This window comes from Lysinibacillus sp. NPDC095746, assembly GCF_044763535.1.
GTDB lineage: Bacteria > Bacillota > Bacilli > Bacillales_A > Planococcaceae > Lysinibacillus.
This window is the reverse complement of sequence record NZ_JBIWGL010000052.1, coordinates 1-19,853: the sequence shown is the minus strand read 5'-3', so window position 1 is coordinate 19,853 and position 19,853 is coordinate 1. Positions and strand designations below refer to the sequence as shown.

The following is a 19,853-nucleotide window of genomic DNA, read 5'->3' as shown; positions in this document are numbered from 1 at the left end:
AACATTCGAATTCACGGAACACTAGGCTATTTAACACCAGTAGAATTCAAGCAACAGCCCTTATAATTTTTGTCCAGTTTAGTGTTGACATACCATCCGCTTTGCTGGTCTCCATGGAGTCACCCAGTCCCCACTCAAATCACCTTATTTATAATTTAATTAAATTTCCACTATCTTTTCATTTTGTAAAGCTTGCAATGTACGCTCTATGCCTTCCGCAAAAGTAGTTTTTGGTCTCCACCCTATCGCCTTTGCCAACTTAGCGTTATTTAAAAATGAATGCTCAATATCTCCCTCTCTCGCAGGTGCATATTGAATTTCTAAAGGATGATTTAAATGCTGTAATAATAAAATGACTTGATGAATCGACCATGCCTCATTCGTTGATACATTATAAATGCCCTGTAATCTAGCCTGTACACCAGCATAAATAGCATCCGCAATGTCATCTACATATATGAAATCTCGCGTTTGTTCCCCATCTCCATAAATCGTAAAGGGTTTTCCTTCTATACTGCTTTTTAACATGCTAGGAATAACCGCCATTTCCCCGCGCATACATTGCCTTGGACCGAATACATTAGCAAATCTATAAATTAATGTTGGTAAACGATAATCTCTTTGCCATTTTTCACAGTATGTCTCACCGATACTTTTGTTTAATCCATACATCGAAATCGGCTCACTAACATCTGTTTCTTCTAATGGTGGATAGTGACTATCACCATAAACAGCTGCTGACGAGGCAAAAACGAAATGCTTTACTTTATATTTTGACGATAAGAAGAGCATCTGACTAAGCCCTACAATATTTGTTAAAACATCCTTCACTGGCTCTTGCACCGATTTTTGAACACTCGTTTGTGCTGCGCAATGGATGACCACATCAAATGATGTTTCTTTAAAAAGATGCTCACAAACTTCATCTTCCACATTCAAAAGATAAGATTTATGATCAAAGTCGACATTGCGTAAATGACCGGTACTTAAATTATCAATAATATAAACATTTGCACCCTCTTTAAAAAAACGCCTAGCCACTGCACTACCAATAAAACCATAACCACCTGTCACTAATACATTCATCCCATCGCCCCCAAAAACAATATGATGTTTTATATGCAGTAATTACTAAAATTATGCAAGCAACTTATTTGTTATGTTATTTTCTGGCAATGTTTTATTATAAAAAAATGTGCCCGATATGAAATCGAGCACATTTTACAAAATTAAGCTGGGTTTACTTCCAGTTCAACTGTAATTTTGATGTCTTTCCCAACTAGAACACCGCCAGTTTCCAATGCCGCATTCCAAGTTAAGCCAAAATCTTCACGATTGATGGATGTTGTAGATTCAAAGCCATAAACTTCTTGGCCCCATGGATTTGTACCTTTACCATTAAATTCAGTATCAAATGTTACTGATTTCGTTACGTCTTTAATTGTTAAATCACCTGTAACCGCATATTCATCATTTGATTTTTTTGCAATGTTTGTAGATTTAAATGTAATTGTCGGATATTTTTCAGCATCGAAGAAATCTGCTGCTTTTAAGTGATTATCTCGATCTTCACTACGTGTATTGATGCTAGCTGGATCAATTGTAAAGCTAATGCTTGCTGTTGTTAAATCTGCAAGATCTGCCGCTTCAATATCTGCTGAATAAGTATCGAATACACCTTTTACTTTTGATACCATCATGTGTTTTACTTGAAAGTTAATTGCTGAGTGTCCTAAATCAATGTTCCATTTTGCCATTATAAATTCCTCCAATTGGGTTGTTTTTATCTCGAATTCGAGATATATTATAAAATATGAAGTAACTACTTAAATTATGTTTAACATTAAACATTTGTAGTTACTTCTGTTGCATCCTAGTTAACAGTAGTTACGAAAAGTAATTGATTACTTTCTGTAACTTACTATATATTAATAATCTACTTACGTCAAGTTATTTTTAAAAAATTTTTGACCAAGGCATTTTCAGAAACTACCTGAGCGATTTCTCCGTTTAGAAAATTACTCCACCTACTTTCTTTAAATAAAAAAGAAGCTTCCCAATGAAATGGAGAAACTCCTTATCTATCTGCGTTTCACTAATTTACCTTGGACGACAAAACGATAGTCGTCACTCATGACAGAATCCTTACAAGTGGATAGTGTAAGAATTTTGTCTTCTGGTCCAAGCTCTACATTCATTTCGATTGAAGAGCGTGCTTGAATGTCGTCTAAAAATTTTAAGTAAATATCATTGCTCTTAAACTCTGTTTCAATATAATAAAAATCAATGGTAGTTTCATATACTGCAAAAATTTCAACGTTATAACCTTCATATAGTGTATCTAAATAAATGATAGGATGCTCGTTTGCATATTGCTGATTTAAGTAATTTTGAAGACTCCCAAACATCGTACTATTCTTCATAGCATGACCGTACAAAATAGTATTTTGGTTTATATTTTGCACATTATTACGATAGTCCATAAATACACTGCCTGCACGACTTTCTCGATCTTTATAATTATGATTTAAATAAAAATCATTGTTTTCAGCTTGTAAAATTGGATTATTAAGCTTTGTCCCGTCTGCAGAAATCCATCCAACAATATTATTATTTACAGTAAGTAAATCATTGAATTGTGGACGGATTGTAAATGGTGTTGATGAGATTTCATCTGGTTTATCTTCTAAAGAAGCCAATGTTGATTGGTAAATCGTTTGTACTTCTTCCAATGATTTTGAAGTCTCATAGTACGTGTATAAGTACTTGGCTAATGCAAAGCCTGAGTATAAGAATATCGCTAAATATATAAATGTTAAAAACTTAGATGCCCATATTTTCATCGTATCACCTGTTATATTGCAAGAGGTACCATGTAAAATCCAAATTGCTCATCCTCACTGAAAATGGCTTCGACCCCATAGACTTCTTTAATAACTTCCCTTGTAATGACGTTACGTGGTGCTCCTTCGGCTATTATTTGTCCAGCTTTCATCAGAATGATTTGATCGCTATAGCGAATCGCCTGATTGATATCGTGATGCACCATAACAATTGTTAAGCCATATTCCTCATTTAATGCCTTTACAAGCTCCAATAACTCAATTTGATAATAAATATCCAAATATGTTGTCGGCTCATCCAAACATAAAATTTCAGATTGCTGTGCTAAAGCCATTGCAATCCACACTCGCTGACGTTCCCCACCTGATAAAGCCTCTAAATTGTTTTCTCGTTTTTCCAACAAATTTGTGCAAGCAAGTGCCCATTCAATAGCTTTGACATCTTCCTCATGATTTCTTTTTAGCATTGAATGATGTGGTAGACGTCCAAAGCTCACTAGCTTTTCTACTGTTAAATCCTTCGGTACATCATTTTGTTGATAGACAATTGCTAGTTTTTTTGCAAATTCTTTTGACTTGTAGTGTACCAAATCCTTGCTTTCTAACGATACATTCCCCGATTTCGGCATATTGTTGCGGGACATAACATTTAATAATGTTGATTTCCCACAGCCATTTGGACCGATAATCGTTGTGATTTTGCCCTTTTGAATTATCGTCGATACACCGTCTAAATGATTTCGAGTATTATCATGCGATACAATAATATCTTGTATTTCCATGTCTCCTCACTCTTTTCGTAATAGGAATATTAAAAATGGTCCACCGATAATCGCCATAATGGTGGATGCTGGAATTTCAAGCGGTACAGTAATTGTGCGACCAATCGTATCTGCCACTAATATTAGTAAAGCACCAGCTAATGCTGTAAAAGGTATGAGCACCTTATGATCGTGTCCAACAATACGACGAGAAATATGTGGTACTAACAGACCGACGAACGAGATAACTCCTGCTACAACAACAGAAACAGCTGATAATAGTACCGCAACAGCGGCTATTACTAGACGAGCCCGAGCTATAGGAAAGCCTAGACTTTTTGCTGTTTTGTCTTGTAATACGAGGAGATTACACCAACTATATAATGCAAAGGAGGCTATTAATCCGACAGTACCATAAGTAACAATTGTTGATACGTCCTTCCACGTACGCATCGTTAAGTTTGAGCCTACAACGCTGGAAGCTGAAGTATTCAATGAACCGCCTAAACTAATGAAAGCCTCTGTTAACCCAGTGAACATTGCATTAATAGCGATTCCGACTAAAATAAGTTTCAATGGACTTAAGCCTGACTTCCATGACAACGCAAAGACGAGTGCGCAGGCAAATGCCCCGCCCATAAATGCTAATATAGGTGTCATAAAAAATAATGCTGGAAAGAAGGAAATAATAAAGAGCTGGACAAATGCCGCTCCTGAAGATATACCAATAACCCCGGCATCCGCTAATGGGTTACGCATAACTGATTGTAATAGTACCCCTGAAACGGAAAGTGCTGCACCAGCAAACAACGCAACAATGATTCGTGGAAATCGTAAATCTCGGATAGCCTCCATTTGACTATTTCCTTCATCAAATAATGCACCTATAAATTCAAAAAAGCCCATTTTAATGCTACCTGTCGTTGCGGCATAAACTGCTGAGACAAGTAATAATACAATTACAATTGAAAAGCTTACAATTTTTTTTGTCATACCGGACTTCCTTTTTCTTTTCAAATTCCATCATGTTACATGCACATTCACAACTTTTCCAATTATTCCTCGACATAGGCTTAATAGAAATATTAGAAAAGCAAGGCTTTGCTTGTTCTATTTACGATAAAAGATTTCCATTAGCTGTCCTAAAGCCTGTGGGACTTGTAAGGAAGCTGTCGTACCGAATAATTCTTCCTCCAAATCATAGACTTTGCCGTTTTTTACTGCGTTAAAATGCTTCCAAATATCATTCGTTTTAAATTCCTCGTCAAACATTTTTACAACTTCATCTGGCATACCGTGTGATAGTCGTAAAATAATATCAGGGTTACTATTATGCAAGTACTCGGTATTCGAAGATAAGTATTCAGCGTCCTGCCCTTCCATTACATTAATACCGCCTGCACATTTCACAAGGTCTCCCGCATAGGAATTTTCAGTTGCAACTAAATAACTTCCTGGAATACCAAGTAAGATTAATACACGAGGCCCCTCTTTGTTCTTTGCAACTGTTTGTACAGCATCAATATTTTTTTGTAATCCATTCACTAGCTTCTCGGCTTGTTCTACGCGATTATAGCGTTCGCCAAGTGTTTTAATCTCGGAAAGCATGGCATCCACACTTTGAAAGTTTAAAAAATTAACCGGAATTTTTAACTGCTCGAATTTATCTTGTAAATCATACTCTAACGTTGAAACTGATAACACATCTGTTGGATTTAATGATTTAACAATCTCCATATCTGGCTCCATTGCGTTACCGATCGTAGGCAGTTTATCGAAACGTTTTGCTAATGTTTTTTCTGTTTCAGGCACTGCTATAGCGTCCAACTCAAGCTTATCTAGAATATCTGCAATAACAACCGTTCCTGCAATAATACGGTGTTCATTCGCATCAGTTGCTTCAGTTGATGGCTGTGCTTTGCCCGTTGGTGTCTCTGTCTTTTCTTGCTTACTTCCATCACTACAGCCGACGACTACCAAAAGTAATGACATCATCGCCATTATGAGCAACCAACATTTCCAATTCTTTTGCATAAAGTCATCTCCTACTTATTTCTGTTCATTCGCATCTTTTCTTGCATTTTTAAAACGACGAACGAGCGACCAGCCCGATAAAATACAAATTACTACTAGCAACACTATCTTCACAATATTCAGCTGAGCAAGCTGCTGATCGACTTTTGAATCCTTCGCAACTTTTTCAATAGTCTCCTCTTTAACATCAGCTTTCTCGGCATCGTCTTTATCTTCAATAGGTGCGTCAAGTGTACGATCAAATGCTAACCGCTCTTCCTTAGGCACAGTTACAGTTGGCTGGAATGATGGCAGTGGCCGTGATAACTGAGTCGGCTTTGCAGGCTCCTGTTGTGTTTCCACTGGTGCCTTTTTGACTTTCTCTTTAACAATAACAGGTTGCTTTTCACTAGCTACTTGTGTAGAGAGTGCTATTACAGTGGGCTTACTTAAAAACTGCGCTACATGCTGTTGATCAAATTTTAGATTTACGAAATATTGATGATGATAAGACATCTCAGGTATATCAACTTTGACCCACATTCGTATTGGCTTTTCAAAATTACTAATTTCAAATTCAACAACTCTAGCATTGTTTACAAGTGAAATAAACTTTGGCTCTACCTGTTTTCCTTGTTGATCTACAGTTAAGCTTGTTATCCAATTAGATTTTAAAATTGTCATGTGAGCATAATATTTGCCGTTTTTTTCTTTTATTTCTGCAACAGGGTTTACATATGTATTCATAATGGATGGTTCGTTCTTTCCATCTACTAATAATACGTAATTCATTGACCATTCCTTATCATAGATTTCTTCTGAAATAGAGTCGTCAATTTCGTTTTTTGGAATAACTTCCTCATCCTTTTGCACAATTGTTGAAAGGGTTGTTAACTGTAATTGAAGCTCCTTGGAAAAAGGGACATATTCCTCAGAGGATGAAAATGCTACCTCACCTTTAATGATAAGAGGCCGATGTAAATCCTTGACATCAAATTGAACTAAATTTTCAGTCTGAACGTTTGACGAAAGCTCATTTTCCTGCTGTTCGATATGTAAATCTCTTATACGCAATGGCTTCCTTATAGCCAAATTCAAGCTAAATTGACCGTTCTTTACATCAATCGTCGCCAATTCGCTAAAAATATTGTCTTTCCCTCCATCTAGAGATGAAAAACTTAGTTCAACTTGATAACTCCCATTTTCTAATACAGATTCTTCAGCTTTTGCCTGAAGCCATGGAGGGAAAAGCATCAGTAAAAAAGTACTCAAAACGAATACTTGAACTATTTTTCTATTGCTAATCACTTGTAAATTCCTCCAAATTCTTTAAGAGCACAGTCACTTCCTTTCTCAAATATGTGAGAAAGGAAGTGGCTGTGGCTGTAACCGTACTATTTATTCATGTATTGTAATGAGCCATTTAAAATTTTTGCCATTTGTGTGCGTTTTAATGGACTGCTTGCATTAATAACAGTTTTGCCATTCGCATTTACAGATCCAGTCATGATTTTACCTGCATATAGGAACGCAAAGGCTTTCTTCGCTTCTTCACTTGTAACAGTTGCAGCATCAGCATAATAAGATAAGCTTGGATCACCATAGTTCAATTCTTTTCCTGCAACGTGTGCTACTGCACGGTAAATCATCACTGCTGCTTGTTGTCGAGTAAGTGTTCCATTTGGATTAAAGTTCTCTGCCTTTACGACTATTCCAGCCTCAGCTAAGGCATTGATTGCTTGTACACGTTCTGTATCAAGTTTCGCTGTATCTTTAAAGCCAGCATTTGTTGTAGAAGATAAGTTTAATGAACGTGCAATCATTAACGCAAATTGAGAGCGTGTAATATTGTCATATGGTTTAAAATTATCTTGCCCCTTAACAATTCCCTTACTGTATAATGCTAAGATTGCCTCTTTATTACCGTCATTACTAATATCTTTAAACGGATTCACTACTGGTTTCACTGCGCCTTCGACAGCAAAGCTAAATTGTACTTGATGGTTTGAGTCATAGTTCACGCCTTTTTCTGGCTCATTCACAACAATATGTAGCTGAGCATTTACAAGTTTCTTTAAGTCTGCCACTACAAATGAGTACTTACTAGTATTTGTTGTATCGTCTTTACTTACTAAAGTCGCTTCTATTCCCTCCACTTTGAATCCTTTAACATATTGACCTTGGGGGAATGTCATAGTAACTACGTTTTTACCATCTACTACTGATACGCCTACTTTTGGTTGAATATATTGCTTCATAATAGATTCTTCAGAAGTACCGTTTTTGTAAACAGTGACAGCCACTTCATTTACTTTAACGTCTTCTTTAACCTCTTCAGATTTACCATTTTCTTCAGTAGTAGTTACTTTCTTATTTTCTACTGCTTTTAAATCAAAATCATACCACTTGTCCATATTAGCTGAAGCTACGACAACGTGAATTTTCGCTTGTAATACTTCACCAGCTACAACTGGGAAACTGTATGTAATTGTGCCATCTGCATTTTTAACTTCAGTAGCATCTACTAACTTATCACCTTGCTTTGTTTGTAAACCTGCGATCATTGGAGCAGATTTTGCTGCTACCGTTAATTTTGCCTCAAATTTTCCATCCTTCTCAACGATTGTGCCTGTTGTAACAAGATGAGCGCTAATTGCAGGTTGGGGTTCTGTTGTACCAGGCTTAAAGATGTGGAAATCTACTACAGTATCAACATTTTCTGATTTAATTGCCCCTACTTTTACTTCAGCATTTGTAGTCGTTACTTCAGCTACCTTTGCAGATGCAAATGATGGTGCTGAAAGCGATGCTGCTAGCAATGAAGCTAGTACTATTTTTGTTGCGCGTGATTGTTGTTTTTTAGCCATTATTGACCCTCCGTTTTTGTTTGTATTTTTTTTCTATAAAGTAAAAATGCTGATCCAACTAATGCCACAATTAATAAATACGGTGTAACATCACTTGTTTGTGGATTCGGCACATGACTTTCAGAAGAATTTGTTGGTGCATTAGTAGTTTTCGAATCAGATGCTGTAGTTGTGCTTCCTCCAGATGCTGCATCAAATACTAATGAAACGCTGTATTCATGGTGATAATTAATATCGTCAATATCAATTTTCATAGAAGTTACAACAGGTTTCGTTAAATCTTTAACTGTAAATTGTACAGTACGAGTATCTGCTGCTTTATCTTCGTTTACTACAGTTGCTCCACCAGGCGGTTGGAATTTTGTGATCCATGCACTATTTTTTAATGTAATTTGAACAGTAGCTGTCCCATTTTTCAATGTGACCTTTGCTGGTTTTAAAAAATAATCATTGGCAATGGATACAGAGTTGCTCTCAGGTTTATTGACCTGATATTTTATCGAATGTGTACCGTCAGCTAGTTGAGCAGATGCTTGTGGTAACGCAAAGTTACAAACAAAGAAAGTTGCAAGCATGACGAACATCATTAATTTCTTCATGTGTTGTACGCCTCCTCTGAAAAATAATTGAAAGTAATTTATTGAAAACGAAAATCATTCTCATTTATACCCTCATTACCAAGAATAATCGTTTATGCCAGTGTATGTCAATAACAAAACCAAATTCGTCCTCAATACGTCAAATTACCTTCAAAAAAAGAAATATCACGTAAATAACATGTGATATTTCCTATATTTTTAATTAAAATGCCCTTTTCTATTTATTCATCCCAACTAGACATCTAGTATATTTAAGAAACTATTTCAATAATCGCTATAAGAATAAGTAGCCACCCTGAAATAGCGGTTGAGTGTTTTCCAATAAAAGTCTTTGTCAGTAAGACTCCAAAATGAACACCAGCTCCTACTGTGATGAACGAAAAGACACCGATAGAAATAACTGTCCAAATCGCAGAAATACCATTGGCCCCAAGTGCTATTCCTCCTGCTAAACAGTTGGCTGATAAGACAAAGCCGAGCGTCATTGCTTCTCGAATTGAAATTATATAATTTTTATCCTCATCAAATACTTCAGGATTTCCCAATATTCCTTGTTTAGAAAAGCGACTAGATAATAAAGTCCATATCCCAATCGCACAAAGTAAAAGACTCCCTATTAAATTTGCGAAATCCGGAGAGATAAAATTAATAACTACGCTTCCAGCTGTTACTGCAGCGTATGTGACAATCATTGAAATTAGAGCAATTACCGCATTGGATAATATGGGTATTTTCACTCGCTTAATACCATAGGCGAGACCAATTCCTAAATTATCTAAGTTGGCAGCTATCCCAATAAGAATGATGGCTATCCAATGCATTCTTTTCCTCCTCAATAACGTAAAATCCATTCTCACATAGGATATGAAGGAATAAAATTTTTGTTCATCGATGTTTTGAACGGAGTGCTTATTTGCGGTTTCAACGGATGACTTTGCTACATGCTGTATTGCTTGTAAAGTTTTCGAAATACGTTTGGCTATTTCATTCGACTGATTAGATGACTCTATTACGACATTGGCATTTTCAATTGCTTTTTGTATTTCTAACATAGAATATTTCAGCATTCCAATAAATGTTGGTACCTCATTAAAGTGCATAGCATCTTCTTTATATTGCATTCCACTGTTTTGGAAAAGCTCATAATCAGGCGCTACTTTATTATCAAAGTGTAAAAGCTCTTGCGTATTAATAGACACATTCGTAAATGTTTCTTCTACTTCACTAGTAACAGTTTGTATTTTTTGAACAGTCTCAGATGCTTGTTCAGCTAACAATATACTGTATTAACAGCGTGAAATAGAGGAAAGTAAAAAGGGAAATCGAACAGCATCGATCTCCCTTTTTTCTTTAATATAGCTAGTTTTGTCCTAGCCTCTCGTTTAAACTCTCTAAAATATTTTATTTTCCTCTTCGTTTTTTCTAATTTTCTACACTTTGATGATTTACAGGGAATTCCATAATAACTTTTAGACCTCTTTGATCTACATCATTTTCAAGAATAAGGCTACCATGATGTGCCTTCGCAATCCTTGCCACCATCGGAAGCCCCAAACCATGACCTTGCTTAATAGTTCCCTTTCTCTTTGGTGAATAAGGTAACTCGGTAATATCCTTTAATTGTTCTTGCGGAATACCTTTACCATTATCTTTTACGATAAAGCGATACTTGGAACCTTCCTTAGATAATTTGGTTTCTAGTATAATTTCGCACCCCTCAGGGTTGTGACGTATACTGTTATGGATAAGATTGTTAATTGCTCTAAAAAGTAATTTCTCGTCGCCCATGATTTGTGCTGCTTCAGTGCCCAGTTTTAAATAAATAGAATAGCGATCATCTATTCCGCTATTAAAAAAATCAGTGGCAACCTGTCTCGCCAATACCGATAGTCGGATGTTCTTCAAATGTAAAGGTTGCATTTCATACTCAAGCATCGAGACCAAATTTAGATCACTTACAAGTGATCGTAGCTTCTCGCCTTGACGCCGGATAATGCTAGCTTGATGTCTCTGCACCTCTGGTAAGTCTGAATTTTCCTCCAGGTCACTCGCATAGCCGAGAACTAGGGAGAGCGGCGTCCGAATATCATGGGAAATACCAGTAATCCAGTTGGAACGTGCCTCATCGCGTACCTTCAAAGCATCCGTTTTATGTTGAAGCATAGTAGACGTAGAATTAATACTCTGTGCCAAATCACCAAATATTCCTTTGGCGTCCAGCTGAACCACTTCTTCCTTAGCAAGACTATGAACCCCGTCCACAAGAGGACGCACCTTTCTTATAAGTCTTGTCCCAATCATAATAGATATTAGCAAAGCAAGTACTATATTAGAAATCAGCAACAGTATAAGCCTCAAAGGGAGAGACTCTACCCATTCTGAAAGATAATCAAATTGATACCTCCAGTGACTTTTCTTTGGATATCCTATCACAATAAGACCATCTTGATGCTCCCAAGTATAAACAGGATATTCCATAAGATAATAACGTGAAAGCTTGGCTACTTCGACTAGACTATACGATTGTGGAACATCATTAGGTAGATGATAGTCCCATAGCACATGGCCATCTTCACCGATTAACATAGCCCAGGCATTATTTTTTTGTAGAAGCTCAGCGGTATGCGCGTTTATTTGATAGTTGTCGCCCCGCTTATTTATACCTTGAACGACTTGCTTCACTACGTCTTCTGGGGACGGAGCTTGATTATTTTCTGTGAACACTAGCCCCCATAACATGACGAAGTTAAAAATAAGCAGAAATATTGAGATTAAAATAGTGGCAACAACAAATCGTCGTAATATGCGACTAACTCCTTCCACTTATCTTGTCTCCTTCGCTAACAGTTTATATCCCAGTCCCCTAACAGTGAGAAGATAAATTGGTTTGGAAGGATCCGTCTCGATTTTTTCACGAACTCTCCTAATATGTACCATCAATGTATTTTCATAACCGTAGCTGTCATCTCCCCAAACTGCCTGACATAGGGCATCACTTGTAACAATTTTCCCCTGATTTTCATACAATTTCACAAGAATAGCATGCTCCTTCGCGGTCAATGGTAGCTCCTTTTGATTTTTATTTACGACTGCACTTTCTAGATTAATGGTCTGTTCTCCAAGTTGGAAAACAGACAATTTCTCCGAAACAGGCGAGGAGTATACTCTTTTTAGAATTGCCGTAAGTCGTAATACTAGTTCCCGCGGTAAAAACGGCTTCACAATATAATCATCTGCGCCTAGCCCTAGTCCTAGTAAACGGTCTTCATCCTCTCCCCGTGCCGAAAGAAAAAGGATTGGCATTTCCGAGAATTGTCTGATGGATGACAAAAGTGAAAATCCGTCGCCATCAGGTAGCATGACATCAAGAATTGCTATATCCGGCTTATCTGTTTGACAGATTGACAGGGCGGAGCTGCAATCAGTTGCGCTATATATACGGAAAAAACCATCTTTTCTCAAAAAACCTTCAATCATTTTGCTTATCTCCGGTTCATCATCTACTATTAATATTTTTTTGTCTTTTAAATTTCCCACGCTACATCACCTGACTTTTATTATACATGAATAGGAGGATTATCAGCATTTTCCCAATTCCAGCCGTTATTCTTTTTATTTATTTTTCATACTTCTGTTGAACTATCACTGGCAACTCCTCATAGGAAACTTCTGCCCAATAAGTAACACCTCGAATACGTGTGTAATACAGCTGAACATAAGCTCCTTTTCTTAATTGTTTTCCTGCTGAAAACTCAAGCTTTTTTTCCTTCCCTTTCTTACTATAAGCAGTCACCTCATAGTCGTAGCGTTTATTATTATCTTGAACACCTGAATCGTTTATCAATGCATAATAGATAGTCTTTCCAGCAGGATTTTCAGGTGTCAACTTCTCTGGGGTAAAAAAGAACAACAACAAGCATGCCCCAAGCACAATGATAAGTCCCAGTATCAGCACTATTTTTCTCATCTAAAATTCCTCCAAATAATTAAGATGAAACAATATCTTTATTTTTCAAGCGGCGAATGGCTATCGATGCAAAAATAATGATGAAAGATAAATTTGTCACCCAAAATAAAATATTCTGTATAGCAGTCAGCTGATCTTGATTTAAGACACTCATGCCAATCGTGAGAAGTGAATACGGAAAAAATATACCTAGATTAGCAGTATACATACCTAAACCGATAAAGACTGCACAAAGACAAATGCCGATTGGTGTTGCAAAGCTACGTATTCGTAACGATATTGCCAATTGTAGAGCACTAATGGATAAAGTGGCATACCAACCACGTACGGACCAGCCAATCGTCTCTATAGGAAAATGGCCAGGTAAGGAGAACAAGGTACCCGCTAACCAGTACAACCCTAGGAAAAATGCTTGTGTGAACAGCATTAAGATGCTAACAACAAGCAATTTGGCAAGAAATATACTTGCAACCGATACAGGAGAGGTCAAAATCATATTCCAATTTCGGTTCAAATGCTCTAGTCTACATACATAGGAACAGCAGATGGCAACCAAAATAGGCAGGAAAAACTCCCCGTAAAATATGCAAACTTGATTCCATAAGCTGTACCATCCATTTTCCAAAACTCCTTGATTAAGATAAAAATTTGCACATCCAATCATCAGACTTATGCTAGGAAGTATAGCTAGTACAAGACCTATACGAGAATGTCGCAACTTGAGCAATTCAGCAAAAATACTTCGTTTTATCATCTTTTCACCTCAGATTTCCTGCCGGGATACATGGATGCTTCCGGCAATATAAAATAGAACGGTCATCGCTAGCGCAAGCAATATAATACCTGTCCCTACAGACTGTGTTATATAGAGACTCGTAGACTCCATGTAATGAAAAGTTACCGGGCTGAGGTCCAAATAATACGCCCATATAAAAATATGTCTTGCTCCAGCCGGGAATAGTCCTGCTGTCATCCCGATGAAACCGCCTAACATACCTAAGCACAGCGCAAAGGTTTGGTTTTTAATGGCTAGAGAAATCCACTGCTGAAGTGCCGTAACAGCGAGAGTCGTCAGCAAATTACCCACAATAAACTGAAGTAGAATCTCTATAGGAGGTGTGCCAGGGAAACCTTTCATCAATCCGAATACAATTATCATTACTGCCTGTGTAAGAATGCCAAACAAGAGCAAACTATTCGCACATATATACTTCGCTGCGTAGAGATTGCCGCGTCTTATATTAGTAGCAATAAGCATTTTCCAGGTCGCCCCTTTATGCTCCATATCACAAATACGGGAGACAACAATGGCCGAAATAATTGACATAAAAACCCCATTCATAGAGGATATATTGAAAATGATAGATTCCCACACTGCGTGATCCGGATTTTTAGCTATGGATCGGGTGATAGACATGAATGCCCACAGCATCTCCACGCCAAGAAATAGTGTAATCATGATCCATATTTTTTTGCGGCGTATTTTGTAATATTCTAGTCCTAATGTTTTAATCACAAGCTTCGCTCCTTCCCTGTCAGCTCCAGGAAAATGTCCTCCAAACTTTTCTTTTGCTCTTCAATCCTAGTGACAGGAATGTAATGTTCCACAAGTAGTCTATTTATTTCTGCAACCTCTCTGTCCGCAAGATTGTCGAATTCAAGACGGCTACCGCTTTTTGTTAGACTATAGCCTTGCGTGAGGAGCAACTCCTCTGCTTTAGTGTTGTCCCCGGTTTTCAGAAGGATTGCGCTTCTACCTTTTTTCCGTAAAGTTTCCATACTTCCTTGAAACAGGAGATTCCCCTCGCTGATAATGCCTACTGAAGTAGCAATTTGGTCAATCTCTGTAAGCATGTGGCTAGAGAGCAATACAGTTATCCCGTAGCGTGCGGGCAATGATTTAATGAGTTCTCGGATTTCACCAATACCTGCGGGATCAAGACCGTTCGTTGGTTCATCTAGAATCAATAGCTTCGGGAAGGCGAGCAAGGCCATTGCGATACCTAATCGTTGCTTCATGCCTAGCGAATATTGTTCAGCTTTTTTGTCCTTCTGATTTTCCAGACGTACGATACGAAGTGCCTCATGTATGTTTTTATCTGGCACATTTCTAAGTCTTTGCATGACCCTCATATTCTCGAGTCCTGTTAAATGCCCATAATAAGAAGGAGATTCGATCAAGGATCCCGTACGTTGTAAAATAGATGACCTACGTTTGTTTAAACTTTCCCCAAATACATTGATTGTCCCTTCAGAAGGCTTAATGAGTCCGAGCAGCATTTTTAGCGTTGTTGTTTTTCCAGCACCATTCGGGCCCAAAAACCCATAAATTTCTCCTTCCTGAACATAAAGATCTACTTTATTTACTGAATGAATAGATCCATACTTTTTGGTAAGATTTTGTGTTTGCACAATAGCCGATGTATTCATGGAAAAAATCATCTCCGTTCAAGTCTTTTAATTTCTGTTCAACTAAAACATTAATGAATTTACCTTTCTCAAATCTAAAGTGAGCCTTACGAAAGCCTTAAATTAAAGATTAAACGGCTCTTAAACATGAATTTTTTTCTTGCCCTATCTCGAATCTCCATTTAAGATTTTCAGTTTTATAAAATAAGCCAATTTGACAAAAGTAACAACCTTCTGATAACTTTAAGTTGTTACTTGTAAATATTTAAATATATCTCATCCTATAATAAAGAGAGGGAGATTTTATGAGAGTCGGTAAATTTTTGAAGATAGGATTGGCTTTAACATTAATGTTCGTATTAAGTGCTTGTAGCTCAGATGGTGAAGGCACGAAAAATAAAGAAAAAAATGAAGTGAACTTAGCCTATGTTGAGTGGGATACTGAAATTGCCTCTACGAACGTAGTAGGACAAGTTCTAGAGGATTTAGGATATGATGTAACACTAACACCACTAGATAACGGAATTATGTGGGAAGCTCTTGCAAAAGGAGAGGTTGACGGTATGGTGTCAGCTTGGTTACCACAAACACATGCCCCACAAGTTGAGAAGTACAAAGATAAAATAGTAGATTTAGGAGAAAACCTTTCAGGTGCAAAAATTGGCTTAGTTGTTCCTAGTTATATGGATGTAAATTCTATCGAGGATTTAACAGATGAAGCTGGTAAAACGATAACTGGCATTGATCCAGGAGCAAATATGACAGCAACTACGGAAAATGCTTATAAAGAATATAGTAATCTTGAAGGCTGGAATGTTGTTACCTCATCTGGAGGTGCGATGACAGCAGCCCTTACTCAAGCCATTGCGAAAAAAGAAGAAATCATCGTTACTGGTTGGTCTCCACATTGGAAATTTAACGCGTTTGATTTAAAATATTTAGACGATCCTAAAGGTATATACGGAGCCGAAGAATATATTGGGACATTTGCACGTAAAGGATTGAAAGAAGATAGTCCGGAAGTGTATAGTGTTCTTAAAAACTTCCACTGGACTCCGGAAGATATTGAAAGTGTTATGTTTGATATTATGAAAGGCGCTGATCCTAAAGAGGCCGCAAAAAAATGGATTAAAGACAATGAAGATAAAGTTTCAGAGTGGACAAAAGATGCAAAATAAGCACACGGTGAGTTTCCTATATTCGTCTAGCATTTCATATTAGGAATAGAATTAAAGACAACAAAATATCTTCTGCGCTTTAGTTAGACGTTCAGCCAAAAAACATAGTTTCTGCAACTAAAAAGTCGATTCCCAGTACAATATGGAATCGACTTTTTTATTTTATGCTGCGATTGTTAAACATTTGAATCAACTAATCTATGATGCGTTTGGTTCAAATTATGTACTTTTCCATATAAAACGCTTCGCACCTAGTATAACGAGTGATACAATGATGCCCCCAATAATCATCATACAAATAGAGATTAAGAGGCCGATTCCAGGCACTGATTCGTGGTAGGTTATGATTGGTGGTACGCCATATTGATGTGGAGAGATAGCAAACCTCATAATTTCTAGATATGTGAGGTGAAAGCCAATCGAGGTCCAAAGGCTTCCGGTCCACAAACGGAGCAATTGCAAACAAATTCCAAAGCAAAAAATTAATATGATATAAAAGATGTTAATGGATACTCCTGGTGTAAATCCAATGAGCGCTTGAATCAGGGCAACCGCTACAGTGACAGATACAAATAGTAAGGTTTGAAATAATACTGATAGCCAAGCGGCAAATCTATGACGTAAGACATCATATAGCATACCTCGCAATCCCAATTCCTCTGGCAAAGCCTCATAAAAAATAGCAAATAAAATATTAATTAGTAGCGCACCAAACCACTGATTAGGTGTATGCCAGTCTTCAATGACTATCCACCCTTGCAGACTGGCTATAATGAATCCCAATGAAGCCAGTGCACTTGCCAAGAGAACCCCAGTAATAAAGTGATTTAGCCTTTTCCAAGAATATACCGGCACCTTAGGTTTAACTCCTATCATCCGATAAACATGCTTATATAAATACAAAATAATAGGCACAACTAGCCCGCTCATCACAAGACCTTGGATAAAATATTGAGAATATCTTGATGAGTCGAACAACTGTGCAGAAACTTCACCGGAAAGAGAAGCTAAGAACAAACTAGCAACTAATGTTGACCATCCAGCGAGCATAAGAAGTTTCCATTTCATATATCATTTTCCTCCCATGTGCATTTTCATTAAGTTATTCAAACTAATTCAAATATTGTTCATATACTTTATATACAATATATACAAAGAGCGAATGTTTTGCAAGCCCAATGATTATAGAAATTGAAATTTGCTGCCTGCTTCCTTCACATTCAGGTTACCACGGACACTTTTTGCACTTAGTCGGCCACTACTTCTGTTTTAGTTGTTTGGATTTGCCCCATTTATTGCGTCCATTATGGGCGCACGAAAAAATCCATTTACGGATCCGTAAATGGATTTTTTCTAATGAAGCAAATTCATTAATGATATTACTTTTGAAGACTTATCTAGATAAAAAAGTAGTTAGTTTGATTACGATACCTCTCAAAGCGTTTCTTACAATAATCGGCATTAAAGCAGCTACGTTTTTCAGATTTTAAAAAAATTAAAATAACATTAGCTAAAACCTTTAGCCCACTGCTCCCTTTTAAGTATCTTAAATCTTCAATTGATAACCAATCTATTACTTTTAAATCTGTTAGATTTCGAGCCGCTCAAGTACATAAAAAAACGACTTACCTACCATAGGTGAGTCGTCTGAAATTTTCACGTTCCTGAAATATAAGGGGGGTTTCAGGTTCGTAATCATGAACTAGCAAACCTCTGGAGAAAAGTAGCTAAAGTTCATCCTCTCTACACTGTATTGTAGCCGAGGAATATTCCTTATACGATAATGATAATCATTATCAATTAAATTGTCAACAGTAATCCAATAGATTTTTATTTTTATTCAGTTGCAGTCTCCCACTTCAAGAAGTATTCGATGACTAAAAGGGTGTCAATTGTTCTAACTAAGTATGAAATTTTTATAAAAAAGATTCACCAATTAAAAGAACCATATTCAACTAAACCAACACTGGCCTACTCCCCGTTCGGCATAATCTCTCCTATAAATCCTATAAACTTGTCTAACTCTTCACGATTATGCATAATTGGAAAATTTCCACACACGACTTTCCATTCTCTTAAAAGCTTGTACTTTATTTTATCTTTAGTTACATCAATAACAACTACTGGGTTCATTTTTTCTCCTCCTACAACGTATCACCAGTAAACCCCATTATCCCCAAGTAGTATTATAACTTCGCTTATTTTCGAGATCTAAGTCCCAGCCAGCCTTGCTACTGGTGTTACTAAAGGATGGAACCATTAAGATAAGTATAAGAAATTGAATCCTATTAATTTTGCATGTAAGATATATAAAATATACGGTATTCATGGGTATGGTTCTAATTAATAGGAGATAGAAATTTGAGTGTGAAATTAATAATATTTGTAATATATGTATTAACGATGAATATCGTAGGATTCTATATTTATAGAAATAGCAAAGGCTGTTTAGTTACCCTAATGAAAGTATGGATGATTTTTATTACAATCTGTGTCATTGGTTTTGTTATTTTAATTGTAGTTTACGGTTGTGGTGATTTATACGATTGAAAGTGTAATGTCACCAGCGTCACTTCTAAGATGTTTGGGCGGAAACGATTTAACTTTTCTTTTCCTTTCCTTTACTAATTAATTTCCATAAATAGTATTATAATTTAGAAAAAAATAAAATTACAAAATAGAAACCTGAAATAACTAGTAAAAACCCTATACCCAATAACCAACCAATGAAGTTACTAAGGTTTAAGAAACTAAAAATTTCAATAGTATAAACAAAAATTCTTTTATAAATTGGCTTATCACTATAATCCCCTAATTCATCTTTTAATTGGATAAAGCCAATAGGAATTATAAAAAATCCTATTATGATAAGTACTATACCTATAAATAAACCTAACATTTTTATAAAAACACTCCTTTTAGGAAAAATCCTTTTTTTGAATAAAATTTTAATTTTCTTAAAAAATATTTATTTATACCATTACATAATACTATTAAAAAAAAGGATATTAAAATATCAACTAATCTTCACCGTTAGTACAATTAAAAAAGAGCTGTCCAAGCTGCTCAATGGTCTGTCTTCAAGTAAAGCACTCTGCGTATTATAAGGTCAGCCAGAGTAATAAAATGTACCCTATAAGATAGACACTTTCAAAAAGGTCATCTTATAGGGTATTTTTGTTTATAATGAAGAAAAAACGAGCGGTGGTTAATAGT

The 19,853-nt window shown here is 36.5% G+C and carries 19 protein-coding genes and 1 pseudogene; 1 reads left to right on the top strand and 19 read right to left on the bottom strand.

The window, feature by feature from the left end; all coding sequences use genetic code 11:
* Positions 1-159: 159 nt before the first annotated feature.
* From ACIQ7N_RS23095 to ACIQ7N_RS23020, 16 genes and pseudogenes are all read right to left on the bottom strand, one after another.
* Positions 160-1,086 carry an NAD-dependent epimerase/dehydratase family protein gene (locus ACIQ7N_RS23095; RefSeq protein WP_402936527.1) on the bottom strand — a complete coding sequence of 309 codons (927 nt, stop codon included), beginning with the start codon at positions 1,084-1,086 and terminating at the stop codon, positions 160-162.
* A gap of 143 nt (positions 1,087-1,229) precedes the next feature.
* Positions 1,230-1,757 carry a YceI family protein gene (locus tag ACIQ7N_RS23090; protein ID WP_402936525.1) on the bottom strand — a complete coding sequence of 176 codons (528 nt, stop codon included), beginning with the start codon at positions 1,755-1,757 and terminating at the stop codon, positions 1,230-1,232.
* Between the two features lie 324 nt (positions 1,758-2,081).
* Positions 2,082-2,843: a class B sortase gene (gene srtB / locus ACIQ7N_RS23085; protein WP_402936523.1), complete on the bottom strand. Its 762-nt coding sequence runs from the start codon at positions 2,841-2,843 to the stop codon at positions 2,082-2,084.
* An 11-nt stretch (positions 2,844-2,854) separates the two neighbouring features.
* Positions 2,855-3,625 carry an ABC transporter ATP-binding protein gene (locus ACIQ7N_RS23080; protein ID WP_402936521.1) on the bottom strand — a complete coding sequence of 257 codons (771 nt, stop codon included), beginning with the start codon at positions 3,623-3,625 and terminating at the stop codon, positions 2,855-2,857.
* Positions 3,594-4,597: pseudogene (locus ACIQ7N_RS23075) on the bottom strand (FecCD family ABC transporter permease). The gene ACIQ7N_RS23080 and the pseudogene ACIQ7N_RS23075 overlap by 32 nt, the downstream one beginning before the upstream one ends.
* Before the next feature lie 117 nt (positions 4,598-4,714).
* Positions 4,715-5,638 carry a heme ABC transporter substrate-binding protein IsdE gene (gene isdE, locus ACIQ7N_RS23070; protein ID WP_402936519.1) on the bottom strand — a complete coding sequence of 308 codons (924 nt, stop codon included), beginning with the start codon at positions 5,636-5,638 and terminating at the stop codon, positions 4,715-4,717.
* 15 nt (positions 5,639-5,653) lie between these two features.
* Positions 5,654-6,925: an NEAT domain-containing protein gene (locus tag ACIQ7N_RS23065; protein ID WP_402936517.1), complete on the bottom strand. Its 1,272-nt coding sequence runs from the start codon at positions 6,923-6,925 to the stop codon at positions 5,654-5,656.
* Positions 6,926-7,011: 86 nt separating this feature from the next.
* Positions 7,012-8,484 (bottom strand): NEAT domain-containing protein, encoded by a 1,473-nt coding sequence (locus ACIQ7N_RS23060; protein WP_402936516.1) that lies wholly within the window; start codon positions 8,482-8,484, stop codon positions 7,012-7,014.
* A complete protein-coding gene (gene isdC / locus ACIQ7N_RS23055) occupies positions 8,484-9,083 on the bottom strand; it encodes a heme uptake protein IsdC (RefSeq protein ID WP_402936514.1) in 600 nt (199 codons plus the stop codon). The genes ACIQ7N_RS23060 and isdC overlap by 1 nt, the downstream gene beginning before the upstream one ends.
* 251 nt (positions 9,084-9,334) lie before the next feature.
* Positions 9,335-10,360, bottom strand: a complete 1,026-nt coding sequence (locus ACIQ7N_RS23050; RefSeq protein ID WP_402936512.1) for a manganese efflux pump — start codon at positions 10,358-10,360, stop codon at positions 9,335-9,337.
* A 145-nt stretch (positions 10,361-10,505) separates the two neighbouring features.
* Positions 10,506-11,906: a sensor histidine kinase gene (locus tag ACIQ7N_RS23045; protein ID WP_402936510.1), complete on the bottom strand. Its 1,401-nt coding sequence runs from the start codon at positions 11,904-11,906 to the stop codon at positions 10,506-10,508.
* Positions 11,907-12,620: a response regulator transcription factor gene (locus ACIQ7N_RS23040; protein WP_402936508.1), complete on the bottom strand. Its 714-nt coding sequence runs from the start codon at positions 12,618-12,620 to the stop codon at positions 11,907-11,909. It lies immediately after the preceding gene.
* A gap of 79 nt (positions 12,621-12,699) precedes the next feature.
* Entirely contained in the window at positions 12,700-13,050 is a 351-nt protein-coding gene (locus ACIQ7N_RS23035; protein WP_402936506.1) for a YxeA family protein, read from the bottom strand.
* A 19-nt stretch (positions 13,051-13,069) separates the two neighbouring features.
* Complete coding sequence (locus tag ACIQ7N_RS23030) at positions 13,070-13,801, bottom strand: ABC transporter permease (RefSeq protein ID WP_402936529.1); 732 nt, start codon at positions 13,799-13,801, stop codon at positions 13,070-13,072.
* A 12-nt stretch (positions 13,802-13,813) separates the two neighbouring features.
* Entirely contained in the window at positions 13,814-14,566 is a 753-nt protein-coding gene (locus ACIQ7N_RS23025; protein WP_402936504.1) for an ABC transporter permease, read from the bottom strand.
* Positions 14,563-15,480, bottom strand: coding sequence for an ABC transporter ATP-binding protein (locus tag ACIQ7N_RS23020; RefSeq protein WP_402936502.1), 918 nt, complete (start codon positions 15,478-15,480; stop codon positions 14,563-14,565). The genes ACIQ7N_RS23025 and ACIQ7N_RS23020 overlap by 4 nt, the downstream gene beginning before the upstream one ends.
* 284 nt (positions 15,481-15,764) lie before the next feature.
* Between ACIQ7N_RS23020 and ACIQ7N_RS23015 the strand changes: the two genes are divergently transcribed.
* A complete protein-coding gene (locus ACIQ7N_RS23015; protein ID WP_248717982.1) occupies positions 15,765-16,637 on the top strand; it encodes a glycine betaine ABC transporter substrate-binding protein in 873 nt (290 codons plus the stop codon).
* A gap of 219 nt (positions 16,638-16,856) precedes the next feature.
* Here ACIQ7N_RS23015 and ACIQ7N_RS23010 read toward each other — a convergent pair whose 3' ends face one another.
* The 3 genes from ACIQ7N_RS23010 to ACIQ7N_RS23000 all read right to left on the bottom strand — a co-directional run bounded on the left by ACIQ7N_RS23010 (position 16,857) and on the right by ACIQ7N_RS23000 (position 19,536).
* Entirely contained in the window at positions 16,857-17,705 is an 849-nt protein-coding gene (locus tag ACIQ7N_RS23010; protein ID WP_402936500.1) for a CPBP family intramembrane glutamic endopeptidase, read from the bottom strand.
* 903 nt (positions 17,706-18,608) lie between these two features.
* On the bottom strand, positions 18,609-18,770 hold the full coding sequence (locus tag ACIQ7N_RS23005; protein WP_402936498.1) for a hypothetical protein: 162 nt from the start codon (positions 18,768-18,770) through the stop codon (positions 18,609-18,611).
* A gap of 514 nt (positions 18,771-19,284) precedes the next feature.
* Positions 19,285-19,536 carry a hypothetical protein gene (locus ACIQ7N_RS23000; protein ID WP_132363863.1) on the bottom strand — a complete coding sequence of 84 codons (252 nt, stop codon included), beginning with the start codon at positions 19,534-19,536 and terminating at the stop codon, positions 19,285-19,287.
* Positions 19,537-19,853: the final 317 nt, after the last annotated feature.